The organism is Streptosporangium sp. NBC_01469 (genome assembly GCF_036227305.1).
Classification (GTDB): domain Bacteria; phylum Actinomycetota; class Actinomycetes; order Streptosporangiales; family Streptosporangiaceae; genus Streptosporangium.
On record NZ_CP109465.1, the window covers coordinates 84,558 to 99,273 of the forward strand.

Here is a 14,716-nt window from a genome sequence, read left to right on the forward strand (position 1 = left end):
GTAAAAGCCTTCGATCTCTGTTTGTCGGCAGACATACGAGGAAACCATGACAACCAGGGATGGCTCATCACCGGCTATCCCCAACCATCTATGGCAATTCCCGACCTATACGGGAAATGCCGAAAATTGGTAAAATCGATCCTTTCAAGGGGGAAACGCAATGCCCAAGTTCAAGAGTGTCCTCGCGGGGCTCGCGATCAGCACGGCGCTGACCGGCGGAGTCGTCGCCATGGGCGCGGCGACCACTGTCACGAGCGCCGGCGCGATGACCACCGCGGTCACCGCCGGCACCTTCGCGACGTGGGGCGGCGGCGGCTGCTGCGGCCGTGACCGCCACCGCTTCCACCACCGCCGTCACGAGCGCTTCCGGGTGTTCCACAACAACGACACCTTCAACCGCAACCGTCTGCACAACGACACCCGCTCCGACCGCGTCGTGCCCCTTATCCAGCGCGAGCGCAGGCGCGACGGTGAGGGGCCTGCGGCAGCTGCGGCACCTGCGGCCCCACCCGCCGCCGCGTCCTGATCCACGCTTGACACAGGATCGGAATACGAGGTCGGCAACGGCTGGAACCGTGTTTCAGAGCGGCTCCTGAACCGTTACCGAGAGGCAGGGATCCCGTATTCACCAGGATCACGTTCCTCCACGGAGAAACGCCGGTCCGAACGGTGATCACGGAAAGCCGGGGATAATCTTCCCGGGATTCCGACTCTCAATACAGTGCGAGTTCTCATTTCTCACGAATTGCAGGCGGGGGCTCCGCGGTTTTCCGACCGCGGAGCCCCCGCCCTGTGACATCCGGCGCCCGGCGGCGGCCCTTCTCCCTCCCCGGCCCCCTGCCCCCTCAAACCACCCCCCTCCCTCATGCCACAGGCGGCGCGACACCCCCGACCCTCTCGACGTGGCTCTTCCGGTCCGGCACCTCACTCCAGGTGTCGAACACATGTTCGTAGATATCGTCAGACAGATGTGAAACACCGCCGATGCGGCAGGTACTGCCATGGGCAATCCGATGCCGCGTCTTTCTCAACGCGCGGCATCCGAGGTCGTACGCTGGGCGATGTCCGACGTTTGCAGGAACCGGGCCAGGAGAGGGAACATGCCGAAGCCCGGATGACGACAGGGGATGTCAGACATGAACGCGCGCGGCGACAGATCGCACGGGGGAACGGTCGACGGCCTTCCCGAGGAACCCTCGATCGAGACACCCGAGGCCGACGCCGCCGAGCAACACCGGCCGGTGCGTGAGAACGGCTCCGAAGCGCCCGTCGACCTCCCCGCGGAGGTCGATCCCTCCGACGCCGCCGAGCGGAGCCGCACGGTGCGCGAGGAAGAGTCGGAGTGGCCCGACTCCATCCTCCTGGAGGCCGATCCCTCGGACGCCTTCGAGCAGCGACGCACCGTCGAGTTCGACGAGGACGATTATCGTTGACCCGGGTTACCCACGCGTAGGATGGCCCCAGACGCCAGGAGCTTGACACGAGGAGACCACGTGACCGCTACCCCGGACGCCAAGCCCCGGGGCACCCGGCTGCCCCGGACAGCCCGCCGCCGCCAGCTGCTCAGCGCGGCGCAGGAGGTGTTCGTGGAGAACGGCTACCACGCGGCCGCGATGGACGAGATCGCCGAGCGGGCAGGTGTCAGCAAGCCGGTCCTCTACCAGCACTTCCCGGGCAAGCAGGAGCTCTACCTGGCCCTGCTCGACCTGCACGTGGACGACATGATCGCCCGCTGTCGCGACGCCCTCGCCTCCACCACGGACAACAAGCAGCGCGTCCAGGCCGCGATCGGCGCCTTCTTCGACTTCGTCTCCAGCCAGGGTGAGGCGTTCCGGCTGGTGTTCGAGTCGGACCTGCGCAACGTCGCCCCGGTCCGCCAGCGCATGGAGCGCAACCTCCGCGAGAGCGCCGAAATGATCAGCCAGGTCATCCAGGAGGACACCGGCTGCTCCAGCGACGAGGCGCGCCTGCTCGGCGTCGGGCTCGTCGGCATGGCCGAGGTGAGCGCCCGTTACTGGATCAGCAGCAACGGCTCCATTCCCAAGGACGCGGCCACCCAGCTCATCGCCCGCCTGTCATGGCGCGGCATCTCCGGTTTCCCCCGCACCGTCGCCGATCACTGACAGACTCCGGTCCCCGCACCGTCGCCGACCACCGGCGACCCCCTCAGGCACCCCCGCCTCCGGGCCGGCTGTTCGCTTGCCGCGATCAGCTGTTCGCTTCGCGCGATCAACCGGCGCGTCGGGTCTCCGATGGGGCGACCATGGGACGAGCAACCCTCATCGAAAGATCGAAAGGGAGCACGATGGAAATCAAGATCGGCGTACGTTCCGTACACCGTGAACTCGTAGTGGAGACCGACCTCACTGCCGAGCAGCTCGAGGGCGAGATCAGCGCGGCCCTCGCGTCCAGCAGCGGTGCCTTCACCATCACCGACGTCAACGGCCGGAAGATCATCGTCCCGGTCGCCTCACTCGGCTTCATCGAGATCGGCGAGGAGGAGGCGCGTCCCGTCGGCTTCGGCGGCACGCTCTGACGGATCCCGGGCTCGCGCCGGGTCGTCGTCCTTCGCCGGCATGGCGCGGTCCGCGGATCCGGTGCGAGCGTGCCGCCGAAGCCGACGGGAGGAACGCCGGGATCGGATCCACCCGGCGGTGACGTCCCGCTCGGGAACACTCGCCCTCAGGTGCCGGAGCACTCGTCCCGCTCGCCGAGCCCGCAGCAGCGCGGGCGTCTGACGCGGCGGAGATGCTCCCGTCCCCGGCTCACCGCCGGGCAGCCCGCGCCTCCCCTGCGCAGCACGGGACGCGAAGTCCAGCGGTTCGGCCCACATCTCGTCAAGGAACTGCCATAGCGGCGCGAGGCCCTCATGTCTCGCACGCTACAGCCGTTCGGCGTCTCACGCGTCGTGATCCGCGGACCGGCTTGCCCGCTCCGCCCCTGGCGAACAGGCTCCGGGACGGTTCGGAAACCCTGAGTCAGGCTCCGTGACCGCCTGTCAGGCCCGCGCGTCCGGTCGGCCGCGAAACCCTGCCGCGGACACCCCGCCGGCCCCCGCACACCCGGCCCGCCAAAGCCCGGCCGCCAAAGCCCGGCCGCCACACGAACGCTCCGGTCGGCGCGAACACCCGCCCGGCGCCGCCCCACCCCTCCAGACCCCTCCAGCCTCCTTCAGCCGCGCGAACTGCCCGCCCGCCACGCTAGGGGCCCGGGGTGAGTCCCAGGGCGGCCATCCGGTGGCCGTGCTTCTCCGTCAGCCGGGCGAACATCCGGCCGATGTCCTCCCCGGCCGCCTCCACCAGCAGGGCCGCGAGGTCCGGCCTGGCCGCGGCCACGTGCTGTCCCTGGCTCAGCGCCTCCCCCACCAGGCGCCTGGCCCACAGTGCCAGCCGCCCGGCCTGCCTGGGGTCCTCCTGGAGCGCCGCGCGGACCCGCTCGACGGCGAACTGCGACCGCCCCTCGTCCGCGAGGACCTCGTCGACGAGGTTCCGCGTCTCGTCGTCCACGCCGATGGCCGCCTCGCGGTAGAAGTCGAGCGCGATCCCCGTACCGACGTACGCCTTCACCAGAGCCTCCAGCCAGTCTCCCGGGAAGGTCTGGGCGTGCCAGTCGTCCAGCGGCTTGGCGAACGGCGCCATCGCCTCCTCGGGATCCGTCCCGAGGGAGGCGAGCCGGTCACGGAGCAACTCGAAGTGCGCGTACTCGGCCGCCGCGAGGCCGCCGAGAGCCGCCTGATCGGTCAGCGAGGGGGCGTATCTGGTGGCGTCCTCGGCGAGTCTGAGGAACGCGGTCAACTCGGCGTACGCGAGGACGCCCAGCAGGTCGGAGACGCCGGGAGGGGAATCGCTCATGGACGCAGCCTACGAGCTGAGCGACCTCGCGATTCACCGGGAATAAGAAGAAATCGGTTCTCCGTTGTGGTATCGAGTACACTGCTCTGTGAAAGTGCGACCGCACCGTGTTAATCCGGGATATCCACGCCCGGACGCCCCCAAAAGTCGGCGTGACGCCGCAGCGGTCGCTGATGACATGAGAGGGCTGGACCTTCCGCGAGGACCCGGCACGGGGAACACGTTTTCTGCCCGTGGTCCCGGCAGGCCTGCCTTCAACGGAGAATTTAGGCAGGCCAAGCTGACGACGTTCCGAGACCTCGGAGTCACCCCAGAGATCGCCGATGCCCTTGAGACCGAGGGCATCATCGCGCCGTTCCCGATCCAGGAAATGGCACTTCCCCTGGCCCTCAACGGCCAGGACATCATCGGCCAGGCGCGCACCGGCACCGGCAAGACCTACGCCTTCGGCGTGGCGATGCTGCAACGTGTCGGCAAGCCGAGGAAGAACCGCAAGAAGCCCCGCGGGCTGGTCGTCGTACCGACCCGCGAGCTCGCCGTCCAGGTCACCGAGGACCTTGTGACGGCGGCCGGCAAGCTCGGCTCGCGGATCCTCACCGTGTACGGCGGGCGCGCCTACGAACCCCAGATCGAGGCGCTCAAGCAGGGCGTCGACGTCATCGTCGGCACCCCGGGCCGTCTGCTCGACCTGGTCAAGCAGAAGCACCTGGACCTCAGCCAGATCGGGATGCTCGTCCTGGACGAGGCCGACCGGATGCTCGACCTGGGCTTCCTGCCCGACATCGAGCGCATCATCAAGCTCATCCCCGCGGAGCGGCAGACGATGCTGTTCTCCGCGACCCTGCCGGGCGAGATCGTCGCCCTGTCCAGGCGTTACCTCACCCGCCCCACCCACGTGCGGGCGGAGAACAACGACATCGAGTCCGAGGCGACCCCGCAGACGACGCAGTTCGTCTGGCGCACGCACCGGATGGACAAGATCGAGATCGTCGGCCGCCTGCTGCAGTGCGAGGGCCGCGGGCTCACAATGATCTTCTGTGAGACCAAGCGCGCCTGCGACATGGTCGTCGAGCAGCTCAAGGAGCGCGGCTTCGCCGCCGCGGCCGTCCACGGCGACCTCGGTCAGGGCCAGCGCGAGCAGGCCCTGCGGGCCTTCCGCAACGGCAAGATCGACGTGCTGGTCGCGACCGACGTCGCGGCGCGTGGCATCGACGTCGACGACGTCACCCACGTCGTCAACTACGACTGCCCGCAGGACGAGAAGGCGTACGTGCACCGGATCGGCCGCACCGGCCGGGCCGGCAAGACGGGCGTCGCGGTGACCTTCGTCGAGTGGGAGGACCTCACTCGCTGGAAGGTCATCAACAACGCGCTCTCGCTCGCCTTCCCCGAGCCGGTCGAGACCTACTCGACCTCCCCGCACGTCTTCAGCGACCTGGGCATCCCCGAGGGCACCAAGGGCGTGCTGCCGCGCGCCAACCGCTCCCGGGCGGGCCTGGCCGCCGAGGAGGTCGAGGATCTCGGCGAGACGGGCCGCATCCGCTCCCGCTCTCCCCGTAAGGGACGCGAGGACGACTCCCGCAAGGGACGCGAGGACGATCGCGAGGAGCGTCGCGAGCGCCCCGCGCGCACGTCCCGCGAACGTCGTCGCACCCGTGGGGGCCGTACCGGCGAGGACACCCCCGTGCCGGTCGCGGCCGAGGAGGTCCAGACCCCTGTCGTCGAGATCGCCGAGGTGGAGACGGACGTGGCAGCCCGCAAGGACATCCGTGACGAGCAGCCCGCCGAGACCGCGCCCCGCAGGGGCCGGGCTCGCAAGGCCGGGCTGAATCCCGAGGTGAGCCTCGTCGGCACGGCAGAGGCCCCGGTGGCTCCGGTTCACCCGGAGCCCGTGGCGGAGGAGCCGGTTCGCCGGCAGCGCCGCGGCAGGCGCGAGCAGGTGGCGGACATCCCGGTGACCCCGGCGGTCCCGGAGACCCCTTCGGCTCCGTCGTGGGCCGAGGAGCAGGTGGCGGAGTTCACTGACCCCAGAGAGGACGACGACACCATGGCTGAGCGCTGGGACGACGAACCCGTGGCGGAGGCCCTCGTAACCCGGCCTCAGCCTGAGAAGATCATCCCCCCGAGCCCGTTCTCGGTGATCTTCAAGTCGCCGGACCTGGCGTCGGAGGATGACGAGATCGCCCCCTCGGCGGCCTCGGAACGCGTGCAGAGCCGTCGTCGCCCACCGGTGCGCAGCGGCCAGCCGCAGCGGGGAATGCGTCGCCCTAACTAGCAAGTACCACCATGAAAAGGGGCGCGACCATATCGGTGGCGCCCCTTTTCACGCTCCCGGCCCCTTCCGGACGCACGGAGCGATGTCACCAAGAGAGGTATCGTGGGGCCACGTGAGTACGCCGCGTTTTCTGACCCTGCCTCCTGGCGTCCGCTCTCGCCAGATCGAGACGGCGGTGGGCGCCTTCGCCGTACTGGAGGCTCTGCCCGTCAGCGGCATCCCCGAGCGGTGGCCCGCCCTGCTGGTGCCCGGCCTGACCGGCAGCAAGGAAGACTTCATCGCGGTCCTGCAGACGCTCGCGCAGTCGGGACGCCAGGTCGTCGCGATCGACATGCGCGGCCAGTTCGAGACGAACGGCCCTGACGACAGGAGCGCCTACACCTGCGCCGCGCTCGGCAACGACGTCGACGTCCTGGCCCAGGTGGTCGGCCACGGCGGCCCGATCCACCTGGTCGGCCACTCGTTCGGCGGCCTGGTCACCCGGGAGGCGGTCATCGACGGCCGCACCCGGTTCGTGTCCTACACGCTCATGAGCTCCGGGCCCGCCGCGATCGTCGGGCCCCGCGAGCGCGCGGGCCGCTTCATGATCTCGGAGCTGCCCGGCATCGGCCTGGAGCACCTGTGGCACACCCGGATGGAGCCCGAGGCCCTGGCCTCCGGGGTGTCCGACGAGATCATCTCCTTCCTGCGCAAGCGGCTGTTCGCCAACTCGGCCGTCGGCATGCTCACGATGGCCGAGGAGGTGCTCACCGCGCCGGACCGGTGCGACGAGCTCACCCAGGTCGAGGTCGACACCCTGGTCCTGTACGGCGAGCACGACGACGGCTGGCCGCCGCGCATGCAGTCGGAGATGGCCCGCCGGCTGAACGCCGACTGCGTGGTCGTCCCCGGCTCGGCCCACTCCCCGGCGGTGGAGGCCCCGGAGACCACGGCCGCCGCCCTCATCCGCTTCTGGAACGCCGCCGAGAGCCGTCTGAGGAGCTGAGCCGAGTGCCCCCGTTGGACGGGTCATCGGCCGCCGTGTAACCATTTGCTGACCATGGCGAGCATCGAGGACATCGTCGTCCAGCCTCCTCACACCGTGACGTGGCTGGTGCACATCGACCGCTCCATGTGGATCGGCGGGGTCAGTGGCCTCATGCTCCAGGCCCTGCACCCGCTCGCGATGCGCGGGGTCTGGCAGAACTCCGACTTCCGGCGGGATCCGTTCGGGAGGCTCCACCGCACGGCGGACTTCGTGGGCAGGGTCACCTTCGGCAGCCCCGCGGAGGCCGACGAGATCGGCCGCCGCGTCCGGGGGATCCACCGGCGGCTGCGCTTCGACGACCCCGGCACCGGCCGGATCCACCGGGTGGACGACCCGGAGTTGCTGCTCTGGGTGCACTGCGCGGAGGTCTCCTCCTACCTGTCCGTGGCGCGGCGGGCGGGCCTGGGGCTCAGCGACCGCCAGGCCGACCGCTACCTCGCCGAGCAGCGCCGCAGCGCCACCTACGTCGGCCTGCACGCCGAGGACGTGCCGGGCTCCGTGGCGGAGCTGGAGGGCTATTTCGCCTCGACGCGTCCGCTGCTGAGGGTCACCCCCGAGGCCGTGTCCACGGTCCGTTTCCTGATGTGGCCGCGCCTGCCCGCCGAGCTGCGCGCCCTCGCCCCCGGCAAACCCGCCTACTTCCCCTTCGGGGCGCTCTGCTACTACGCACTGCCCGGCTGGGCCAGGCGGATGTACGGCGTGCTGCCCGAGGTGCCGCCGGGTGCGGTGACCGCGGCGCTGAGAGCGTTCCGGCTGGTCATGGACACGCTTCCCGAACACGTCCACGACCGGGCCTTCATGCCCGCCACCCGCGAGATGCTCGCCGCCTCGCGCGAGCGGCTCGGCGCGGCGGGCTACGACATGGCCGGGGGGCTCAGGGGGCTGACCGACCCGCGCCGCTGGCCGTCCCGTCCCTCCCCGCGACGCTGACGGCGCGCCGTCCTCTCCCGGACCGGATCCCGGGCGCGGGGTCAGTCGGCGAGGGCCGCCCAGGGCTCGCGCTCGTCGCCCGCGGCCTGCCCCTCGGGGCAGTGGCGACGGAAGTCGCACCACGAGCACAGGGGGCCCGTACGGGGCGGGAAGGCCGCGTCGATCTCGGGGGGCACCGCGGGCGGGGTGCGGTCGCCGCCGCGCGCCTTGGCCGGGGCGGCTCCCCGGGGCCGGGTCGTGGCCGACCACCCCTTGTAACGCTCGTCGGCCTCGGACGCCTCGACGGCGATCTCCTCGGCATTGCCCAGGTGGCGGGCGAGCGACTCGTCGGTGTGCTCCCACTCCACGATCGAGGCGGTCGGCAGGTGGTGGAGCTCGACCCGGTGGCAGGGCCGGTGCATCATCCGGGAGGAGGCGATGGCGTAGACCGCCAGCGCGAGCGAGGAACGGGCGTCGTCGGTGGTCAGCGGGCGGCGGCCGGTCTTGTAGTCGACCACGACCAGCTCCTCACCGCGCCGGTCGAGCCGGTCCACGCGGCCGGAGAGCGCCAGGACGGAGGTGCGCGTGGCGACCGTGCGCTCGACGCCGACCGGCTCGGCGGAGGGGTCGAGGCTCGCCACGTATCCGGAGACCATCTCCGTGGCACGGTCACGCCAGGTCCGCGACTGCTCCGCGTCGCGGAACCCCTCGTTGATCCATCCCTTGGCGAGCAGGCTCCCCGCGAGCTCGGGCGTACGCCGCTCGTGTGGCTCGCGCCACCAGGCGGCCAGCGCGTTGTGCACGCTGGCGCCCACGCTGTTGTGGGCCCACGGCGGGCCCTTCTGTGGCGCGGGCCGGTCCAGGTAGGTGAACCGGTAGCGGCGGGGGCAGTCGAGCCAGTTGTTCAGCCGCGACGGCGTGCAGGCGTAGAGCCGCCGCGGCATGCCCTCCAGGGGAAGCTGGTCCATCTAGAGCAGATCGTTCCGGGGATTCAGCCGGATCCCCGCCGCACGCGTGCCGTCGGTCAGCGGACCCTCCTCTTCCGCCGGCGCGTTGGCGTCGCGGGTGAGCGAGCCGGAGAGCCAGGCGTCGAACTGGGGCTCCAGATCGCCGATGGTCGTCTCCTCTCCGTGCGCGGGCAGCACCCGGGTGCGGTGCGGCAGGGTGAACAGCCGCCCTCCGATGGCCGTCAGCTGGTCGGCCAGGGCGGGATACTCACCGCCGATCCTGCCGGGGCCGTCGGCCTGGAGGGTCTTGCCGGTGAAGACCGCGTCCAGGGCCTCGCAGTACAGCGAGACGCCGCCGTGGGAGATGCCCGGGGTGGACATGACCTCCAGCTGGACGCCGCCGACCTCGAACAGGCCCTCGTCCTCCATGTCGATGTCCGGCCAGGTGTCCGGCCAGGTCAGCCGCCACAGTGGCCGGTCCTTCGGGTGGAGGGCGACCACCGCCTCGTCTCTGGCCGCGACCTCGATGGCCGCGCCCACGTGGTCGGGCAGGCCGTGGGTGCAGATGATCGCCAGCACCTCCCGCTCGCCGACCTTCTCCAGGATCCTCTCCGCGTCGCGCGCGGCGTCGATGACGATGACATCCTCGTCGTCGCCCAGGATCCACGTGTTGTTCTCGACCTTGTGCTCGACGCCGTCGACATCGACGACGCCCTCGGTCACCACTCGCTCGATACGCGCTGTCACGCTTCCGAACTTTACTGCCTCCCCCCGCCCCCCGGTTCGGACGGAACGGTCAAGGCTCCGAATATGGGGTGGGCGGGCAGGCAGATGAGGACGGGGCCGGGGCCGGGGCGGCCCGCGCGGGAACGCGGGCGCACCGGCGGTGTCAGGACGCCGGGACGTCCAGGCGCGGGGAGAACGCCCCGAAGGGCAGGTCGAGGGCCTGGTCGCGGTCGCGCAGGTCGCGCAGCGACAGCCCGGCCAGGGTGATGAGGTAACCGGCCTCGGCGGGCCACACGACCACCCAGAGCCAGTTTCCCAGCGCCTCACCCGCGTAGACGGCCCGGTCGGGGGCGGCGGTGACGCACCACAGGGCGCACGGATGGCCCCTGACCTCGATCTTGGCGTGCGGCGGGCCCTTGTCGAACCCGGTACCGGGATCGGTGCCCTCCAGTCCCGCGAACGTCGCGCCGAGCCCTACCCCGGGCTCCTCGGCGATGATCAGCAGGTCGGCGGGGCCCTGGGTCAGCGAGGGGCCGGAGACCGCGACCACGGTGGCCCGCACGCCGCTGCGCTCGTCGCCCGCCTCGGCGAACCCCGTGACCAGCCACCCCGTGGGCAGCGGCCAGGGAACCCAGACGGGGACGCGGGAATCTCGGATGACGGCCTCCACCGCGGCGGAGGACGGAGGTCTGGGTGGCTGGAACGGCAGGACATCACCGTGCGGACCGCATCTCCAGGAGCTTGACCAAGCACTCGGCGGACGAAGCGGGCCGAAACACCGTGGGCACGTAGGGGCGGCTTTCACGCCTACCCACGCTGCTTCTTCCGCGGCCCATCCGTCAAGAGGCTGGGTCGTTATCACAACGTAATCTTGTTCACGTGCGCGTAAATTGTGTCGGAGCGATCATCCTTGACGGCTCGGGACGGTTGCTTCTGGTCCGCCGTGGCCGCCCGCCCGGTGCGGGCCTGTGGTCCATCCCCGGGGGGCGGGTCGAATCCGGGGAGTCCGACCCCGAGGCGGTCGTCAGGGAGGTCCTCGAGGAGACCGGGCTGACGGTCGTCCCCGGGCGCCTGGCCGGGACCGTCGACCGCCCCGGTCCCGGCGGCGCCGTCTACGAGATCCGCGACTATCTCGCCGAGGTCTCCGGCGGCACGCTCGCCGCCGGGGACGACGCCGCGGACGCCCGCTGGTTCACCCGCGAGGAGCTTTCGCGACTCCCCCTCACCCCCGGCCTGCTGGACGCGCTGGTCGAGTGGGCGGTCATCGCGCCCGGGGTGAGCGCCGTGGGACCGCCGTGAGCGGCACAGGGCGGGCGTGGAGCGCCGCGGTTCCCCGTCATCGTGACGAGGTGAGCGTGGAACGCCACAGGGTGAGGTGGTCGGCGCTGTAGGTGGTGGAGCGGCCCAGGGCCACGACCTGGCCGCCGGAGACCGCCACCGCGCCGAGCCACTGGGCGCCGTCACCGTCCAGGCTGTCCTGGCTGGGGGTGTGGCGCTGCCAGTTCAGCCCGTCCTCGGAGGTCCAGGCCGCGCTGTCACCGGCCCCCGCCACCCCGTGCCAGCCGACGGCCACCACACCCTCCGGCGTCGCGGCGAGATCCTGGACGGCGGACGCCCGGTCCGCGGGAAACCAGGAGAACTCCCAGCTCGCCCCGTTGTCGTCCGACACCGCGCCGAAGGCCTTCCTGCCGTCCTCGGTCTGGGCCGTACCCGCCGCGACGACGTAGCCGCCGTACAGGACCACGTGCCGCAGGCCCGCGGACGTCGCCCCCGGGGGCAGGACCGGCTTGCGCGCGGTCCAGTTGACCCCGTCGGCCGACACCCAGACCACACCGGTCTCGCGCTCGGCCGTGCCGGTGCCGCCGACGGCCACGTACCCGGACGAGGTCGCCGAGACGTCGTGCAGCCGCACGCCCGTACCGCCCGCGGGAAGTTTGGCCGCCCTGGAGTAGCGCTTGAGGTCGGCGGAGAACCACAGGACGGGCACGGTGGCGGCGGGGCCGCGGTCCTCGCCCGCCATGACGTAGCCGGACGGCCCCGCCGCCACCGCGTGCGGGGCGAGGAAGTCGTGGTCGCCCGCCGGGGCGAGGGGGCCCAGCACCGGCACCCTGCGCCAGCTCTGGCCGTCGGAGGAGGTGAGCAGCAGCGGCTCGGTGGAGGAGGCGTCGGTCATCGTGCTGCCCGCGGCCAGCCAGCCCCGCCTGCCGTGCGCGACGTCGGCGAGCGCCTGCCGCCTGGGACCGCCGAAGAGCTGCGCCGGGCCGCCCGCCTTCCAGCTCTCTCCGGCGGTGCTGCTCCAGATCCCGGCGTCGCCGGAGACGGCGCCCACCGCGACGAACCTGCCGTCCCCGGCGGCCACCCCGGCCGTCTCGCGGGCGGCTCTGGCGAGGCCCTGGATCCCGCTCAGGGAGACCGGCTTCGGCTCGCCGCCCTTGGGCGCGGTGATGAGGACCACCCGGTTGTCCACGTCCGCGGCGCGCTCGTCGCCGCCGACGACGAGCGTGCCGGTGTCGGACAGCGCGAGTGCCCGCAGCGAGCCCGGCACCTCGCCGAGATCGGTGGTCTTGTTCCAGTCGCGGCCGTCCGCGCTGGTGTGGACGGTGTAGCGCTCGAAGCCGGACTCGACGACCGCGGCCACCCCCGCCGAGGAGGAGGCGAGACGCTTGACACCCGTGCCCTCAGGCCCCAGGCCGGTGATGGCGCCGCAGGCCTTCCAGTCGGCGCCCTCGGGCGAGCAGTAGACGCGGACCTCGCCCTTGTCGCTGCGCTGCTGGGTCGGTACGAGCACGAACCCACCGGCGGCCACGGCCAGCGCCCCCGGCTCGGGGATGACGTCGTTGAGCGAGGCGCCGGTCCGCTGCCAGCTCCTGCCTCCGTCGGCCGAACGCAGGATGACCGAGGTGGACTGCCCCTGGGCCGGATCGGCCAGCGCGACGACCACGTCGCCCTTGGCGACGACCGCCTTGATGCCGCGCACCTTGTCCGGCATGCCGATCTCCCGGGTCCCCACCCGGTCCCAGGAACGCCCGTCGGGTGAGACCCAGGCGACGGCGCCGGTGGTGCCGTCGTCCAGCACCGCGGCGCCGACCGCGACGAAGCCCGAGTCGGTCCTGGCCAGATCCATGATCTTGTCCCCGCGCGCGAAGGCGCCCAGCTCGCCGGGGTCGACCGCGCTCCAGCCGTAGCCGTCGGAACTGGTCCACAGGCCGTGCCCGGAACCGAGGGGGTCGTTGCCCGCGGCCAGCCAGAGACCGTCACCGCCCGCCACCCGGCCCACCGTGGTCGGCCCCGTCTCATACCCCGCGGGGCCGGTCACCTTGCCCAGCTGCCAGGTCGTACCACCGTCGGGAGAGACCAGGAACAGCGGCCTGGGAACCGGGCTGGTGGTGTCACTGCCGACCGCGACCATGACGGAACCCACCGACGCCACCGCGTTGAGCACCTGGTTGGAGCCGTTGCCGCCGACACCGGCCTGCGGCACGAAGTTGTCGTCGCCCGACGTCACCTCGTCGCCGACCAGCCGGAGGCCGGTGGCGAACGGGCTGCTCACCCAGCCCCACAGGACCAGGCCGCCGCCGACCGCGACGGTGAGGACCAGGACCATCAGGAACGGGATCACCAGCCCACGGCCGCGCCTGCGCCTGGTCGGGCTGGAGCGGCGCACGGCGGAGGGCGCGGCGGCCTGTCGGTGGTGCCGCCCGCCGTTCGGCCCCCGCCTGCCGGGCGGGCCCTGCGCGACGAGCAGGTCGGGCCTGGCGGGCCTGCCGCCGGGCGGGCGCCCCACCCGTCGTACGGGCTCGAAGTCGTCCTCGACCGGCATGGAGGGCCGCTCGGGGGCGGGGGGCCGGTCGGGCTCGGGACCGGGCACCGATCCGGCGTCAGGACCGGACGGCGCTCCGGGCTCGGGTCCGCGGTCCGGCGGCGGTTCCGGTGCCGGTTCCGGCGTCGCCGCGATGCTCGGCTCGACCCTGATCCGATCCTCGGGCTGGGGCGACTGGGGCTGCTGGGGCGGCGGGGGCTCTGTCCGGCCGCTCCGCCCCGGCTCGCGGGGCGGACCCGAGGCGACGAGGAGATCGGGCCGGTCAGCCCTTCTCCTGCCTCTGCGCTCGGGAGCCGGCCCGGAGGCGACGAGGAGGTCCGGGCGGTCCACCAGGCGCGGCCGGCCCTGCTCGGGCGTGGCGTGGCGTCCCTGCCCTGCGGGCCTCTCCTCCGTGGCCGGAGGGTCGGCGGGGGGCTCCGGCGGGAGCGGCGGCCCGGAGGACTGGGGCGCGGGAGGCTGGGGCGCGGGGGCGTAGGGGCGGGTGTACGGGCGGCGGCGCTCACTTCCGAGGCCCTCGGGACGGGCCTGTGGCGGCTCGCTGTCGTCGGGGGTCGGCGCCGCGAACGGCGGGAGCATCCACGGGGAGGCCATGGGGAGCCCTCGCGCCCCGTCGTCGGAGGGACCCGGCGGGGAGTGCTGGATCGTCGGCGGGGACGTCTGGGGCTCCTGGGACCTGCCTTCGTGTATGGCGTCGTCGTGCACGCCGTCGTCATCCGCCGGCCACTCTTGCGAGCGCGGGTCGTGGGGGCCCGAGGCCACGCTCAGCACCTCCTTGCAGGAAGCCCGTCCCAGCCCGGGGTCACCGCCCCGGACCGTTCCAGTCGTCTCCGTAACAGCAGGCCGCAACCCCTATGGATGCGGCAAATCGCACGCGACCCTACTACTACCCCGTTCTACGGAAACGATCACCTCCCGCGGCCGGATACCCGGTCCTCGGCCGTACACAGTCAAGAGCAACACGTCCGGGCCGCGATGACGAGACCTCTCTAGTCAGATTTATCAACTGAGCGCCGGAATTGTCAGGTTTTATCCTTTAATTTTGAAAAACATCAGCCCCTGGAAGATCCCCCTGAATCCCCCGTCGCGGGGATCGGCGGACCGGCGAGACTCGAAGATCACATCGGCGCCGTCCGCCCGCGTCCTCGAAGGACCGCCGGACGG

Annotated in this window: 13 protein-coding genes; 8 read left to right on the top strand and 5 right to left on the bottom strand. The window is 71.7% G+C overall.

Annotated elements, in window-relative coordinates; all coding sequences use genetic code 11:
• The first annotated feature begins 160 nt into the window (after positions 1-160).
• From OG587_RS00375 to OG587_RS00390, 4 genes are all read left to right on the top strand, one after another.
• The gene (locus OG587_RS00375) at positions 161-526 is read left to right on the top strand and encodes a hypothetical protein (RefSeq protein WP_329085731.1); all 366 of its coding nucleotides are present in this window, start codon (positions 161-163) and stop codon (positions 524-526) included.
• 610 nt (positions 527-1,136) lie between these two features.
• The gene (locus tag OG587_RS00380; protein ID WP_329085732.1) at positions 1,137-1,433 is read left to right on the top strand and encodes a hypothetical protein; all 297 of its coding nucleotides are present in this window, start codon (positions 1,137-1,139) and stop codon (positions 1,431-1,433) included.
• A 60-nt stretch (positions 1,434-1,493) separates the two neighbouring features.
• Positions 1,494-2,123 carry a TetR/AcrR family transcriptional regulator gene (locus tag OG587_RS00385; RefSeq protein WP_329085733.1) on the top strand — a complete coding sequence of 210 codons (630 nt, stop codon included), beginning with the start codon at positions 1,494-1,496 and terminating at the stop codon, positions 2,121-2,123.
• A gap of 182 nt (positions 2,124-2,305) precedes the next feature.
• Positions 2,306-2,536, top strand: a complete 231-nt coding sequence (locus OG587_RS00390; RefSeq protein WP_329085734.1) for a DUF3107 domain-containing protein — start codon at positions 2,306-2,308, stop codon at positions 2,534-2,536.
• A gap of 664 nt (positions 2,537-3,200) precedes the next feature.
• Here the strand turns inward: OG587_RS00390 and OG587_RS00395 are convergent.
• Complete coding sequence (locus tag OG587_RS00395; RefSeq protein ID WP_329085735.1) at positions 3,201-3,851, bottom strand: ferritin-like fold-containing protein; 651 nt, start codon at positions 3,849-3,851, stop codon at positions 3,201-3,203.
• 370 nt (positions 3,852-4,221) lie between these two features.
• On the opposite strand from OG587_RS00395, the gene OG587_RS00400 reads away from it, so the two are divergent.
• The 3 genes from OG587_RS00400 (at position 4,222) to OG587_RS00410 (ending at position 8,083) form a co-directional block, all read left to right on the top strand.
• The gene (locus OG587_RS00400; protein WP_329085736.1) at positions 4,222-6,126 is read left to right on the top strand and encodes a DEAD/DEAH box helicase; all 1,905 of its coding nucleotides are present in this window, start codon (positions 4,222-4,224) and stop codon (positions 6,124-6,126) included.
• Positions 6,127-6,238: 112 nt separating this feature from the next.
• Positions 6,239-7,111: an alpha/beta fold hydrolase gene (locus OG587_RS00405; protein WP_329085737.1), complete on the top strand. Its 873-nt coding sequence runs from the start codon at positions 6,239-6,241 to the stop codon at positions 7,109-7,111.
• A 54-nt stretch (positions 7,112-7,165) separates the two neighbouring features.
• A complete protein-coding gene (locus OG587_RS00410) occupies positions 7,166-8,083 on the top strand; it encodes an oxygenase MpaB family protein (RefSeq protein WP_329085738.1) in 918 nt (305 codons plus the stop codon).
• A gap of 41 nt (positions 8,084-8,124) precedes the next feature.
• On the opposite strand, the gene OG587_RS00415 is transcribed toward OG587_RS00410, so the two are convergent.
• From OG587_RS00415 to OG587_RS00425, 3 genes are all read right to left on the bottom strand, one after another.
• Positions 8,125-9,030 (bottom strand): RecB family exonuclease, encoded by a 906-nt coding sequence (locus OG587_RS00415; protein WP_329085739.1) that lies wholly within the window; start codon positions 9,028-9,030, stop codon positions 8,125-8,127.
• Positions 9,031-9,756 (bottom strand): MBL fold metallo-hydrolase, encoded by a 726-nt coding sequence (locus tag OG587_RS00420; protein WP_329085740.1) that lies wholly within the window; start codon positions 9,754-9,756, stop codon positions 9,031-9,033.
• A 142-nt stretch (positions 9,757-9,898) separates the two neighbouring features.
• Positions 9,899-10,597, bottom strand: a complete 699-nt coding sequence (locus tag OG587_RS00425) for a DUF6758 family protein (RefSeq protein ID WP_329085741.1) — start codon at positions 10,595-10,597, stop codon at positions 9,899-9,901.
• Positions 10,598-10,614: 17 nt separating this feature from the next.
• Between OG587_RS00425 and OG587_RS00430 the strand changes: the two genes are divergently transcribed.
• Positions 10,615-11,034 carry an NUDIX hydrolase gene (locus tag OG587_RS00430; protein WP_329085742.1) on the top strand — a complete coding sequence of 140 codons (420 nt, stop codon included), beginning with the start codon at positions 10,615-10,617 and terminating at the stop codon, positions 11,032-11,034.
• A gap of 37 nt (positions 11,035-11,071) precedes the next feature.
• On the opposite strand, the gene OG587_RS00435 is transcribed toward OG587_RS00430, so the two are convergent.
• A complete protein-coding gene (locus tag OG587_RS00435) occupies positions 11,072-14,314 on the bottom strand; it encodes a hypothetical protein (RefSeq protein ID WP_329085744.1) in 3,243 nt (1,080 codons plus the stop codon).
• Positions 14,315-14,716 lie beyond the last annotated feature (402 nt).

Excerpts from the sequence above, each read along its gene's own strand:
- OG587_RS00410 (WP_329085738.1), top strand. The coding sequence starts at position 7,166 with ATGGCGAGCATCGAGGACATCGTCGTCCAGCCTCCTCACACCGTGACG.
- OG587_RS00375 (WP_329085731.1), top strand. The coding sequence starts at position 161 with ATGCCCAAGTTCAAGAGTGTCCTCGCGGGGCTCGCGATCAGCACGGCG.
- OG587_RS00395 (WP_329085735.1), bottom strand. The coding sequence starts at position 3,851 with ATGAGCGATTCCCCTCCCGGCGTCTCCGACCTGCTGGGCGTCCTCGCG.
- OG587_RS00400 (WP_329085736.1), top strand. The coding sequence starts at position 4,222 with ATGGCACTTCCCCTGGCCCTCAACGGCCAGGACATCATCGGCCAGGCG.
- OG587_RS00390 (WP_329085734.1), top strand. The coding sequence starts at position 2,306 with ATGGAAATCAAGATCGGCGTACGTTCCGTACACCGTGAACTCGTAGTG.
- OG587_RS00415 (WP_329085739.1), bottom strand. The coding sequence starts at position 9,030 with ATGGACCAGCTTCCCCTGGAGGGCATGCCGCGGCGGCTCTACGCCTGC.
- OG587_RS00380 (WP_329085732.1), top strand. The coding sequence starts at position 1,137 with ATGAACGCGCGCGGCGACAGATCGCACGGGGGAACGGTCGACGGCCTT.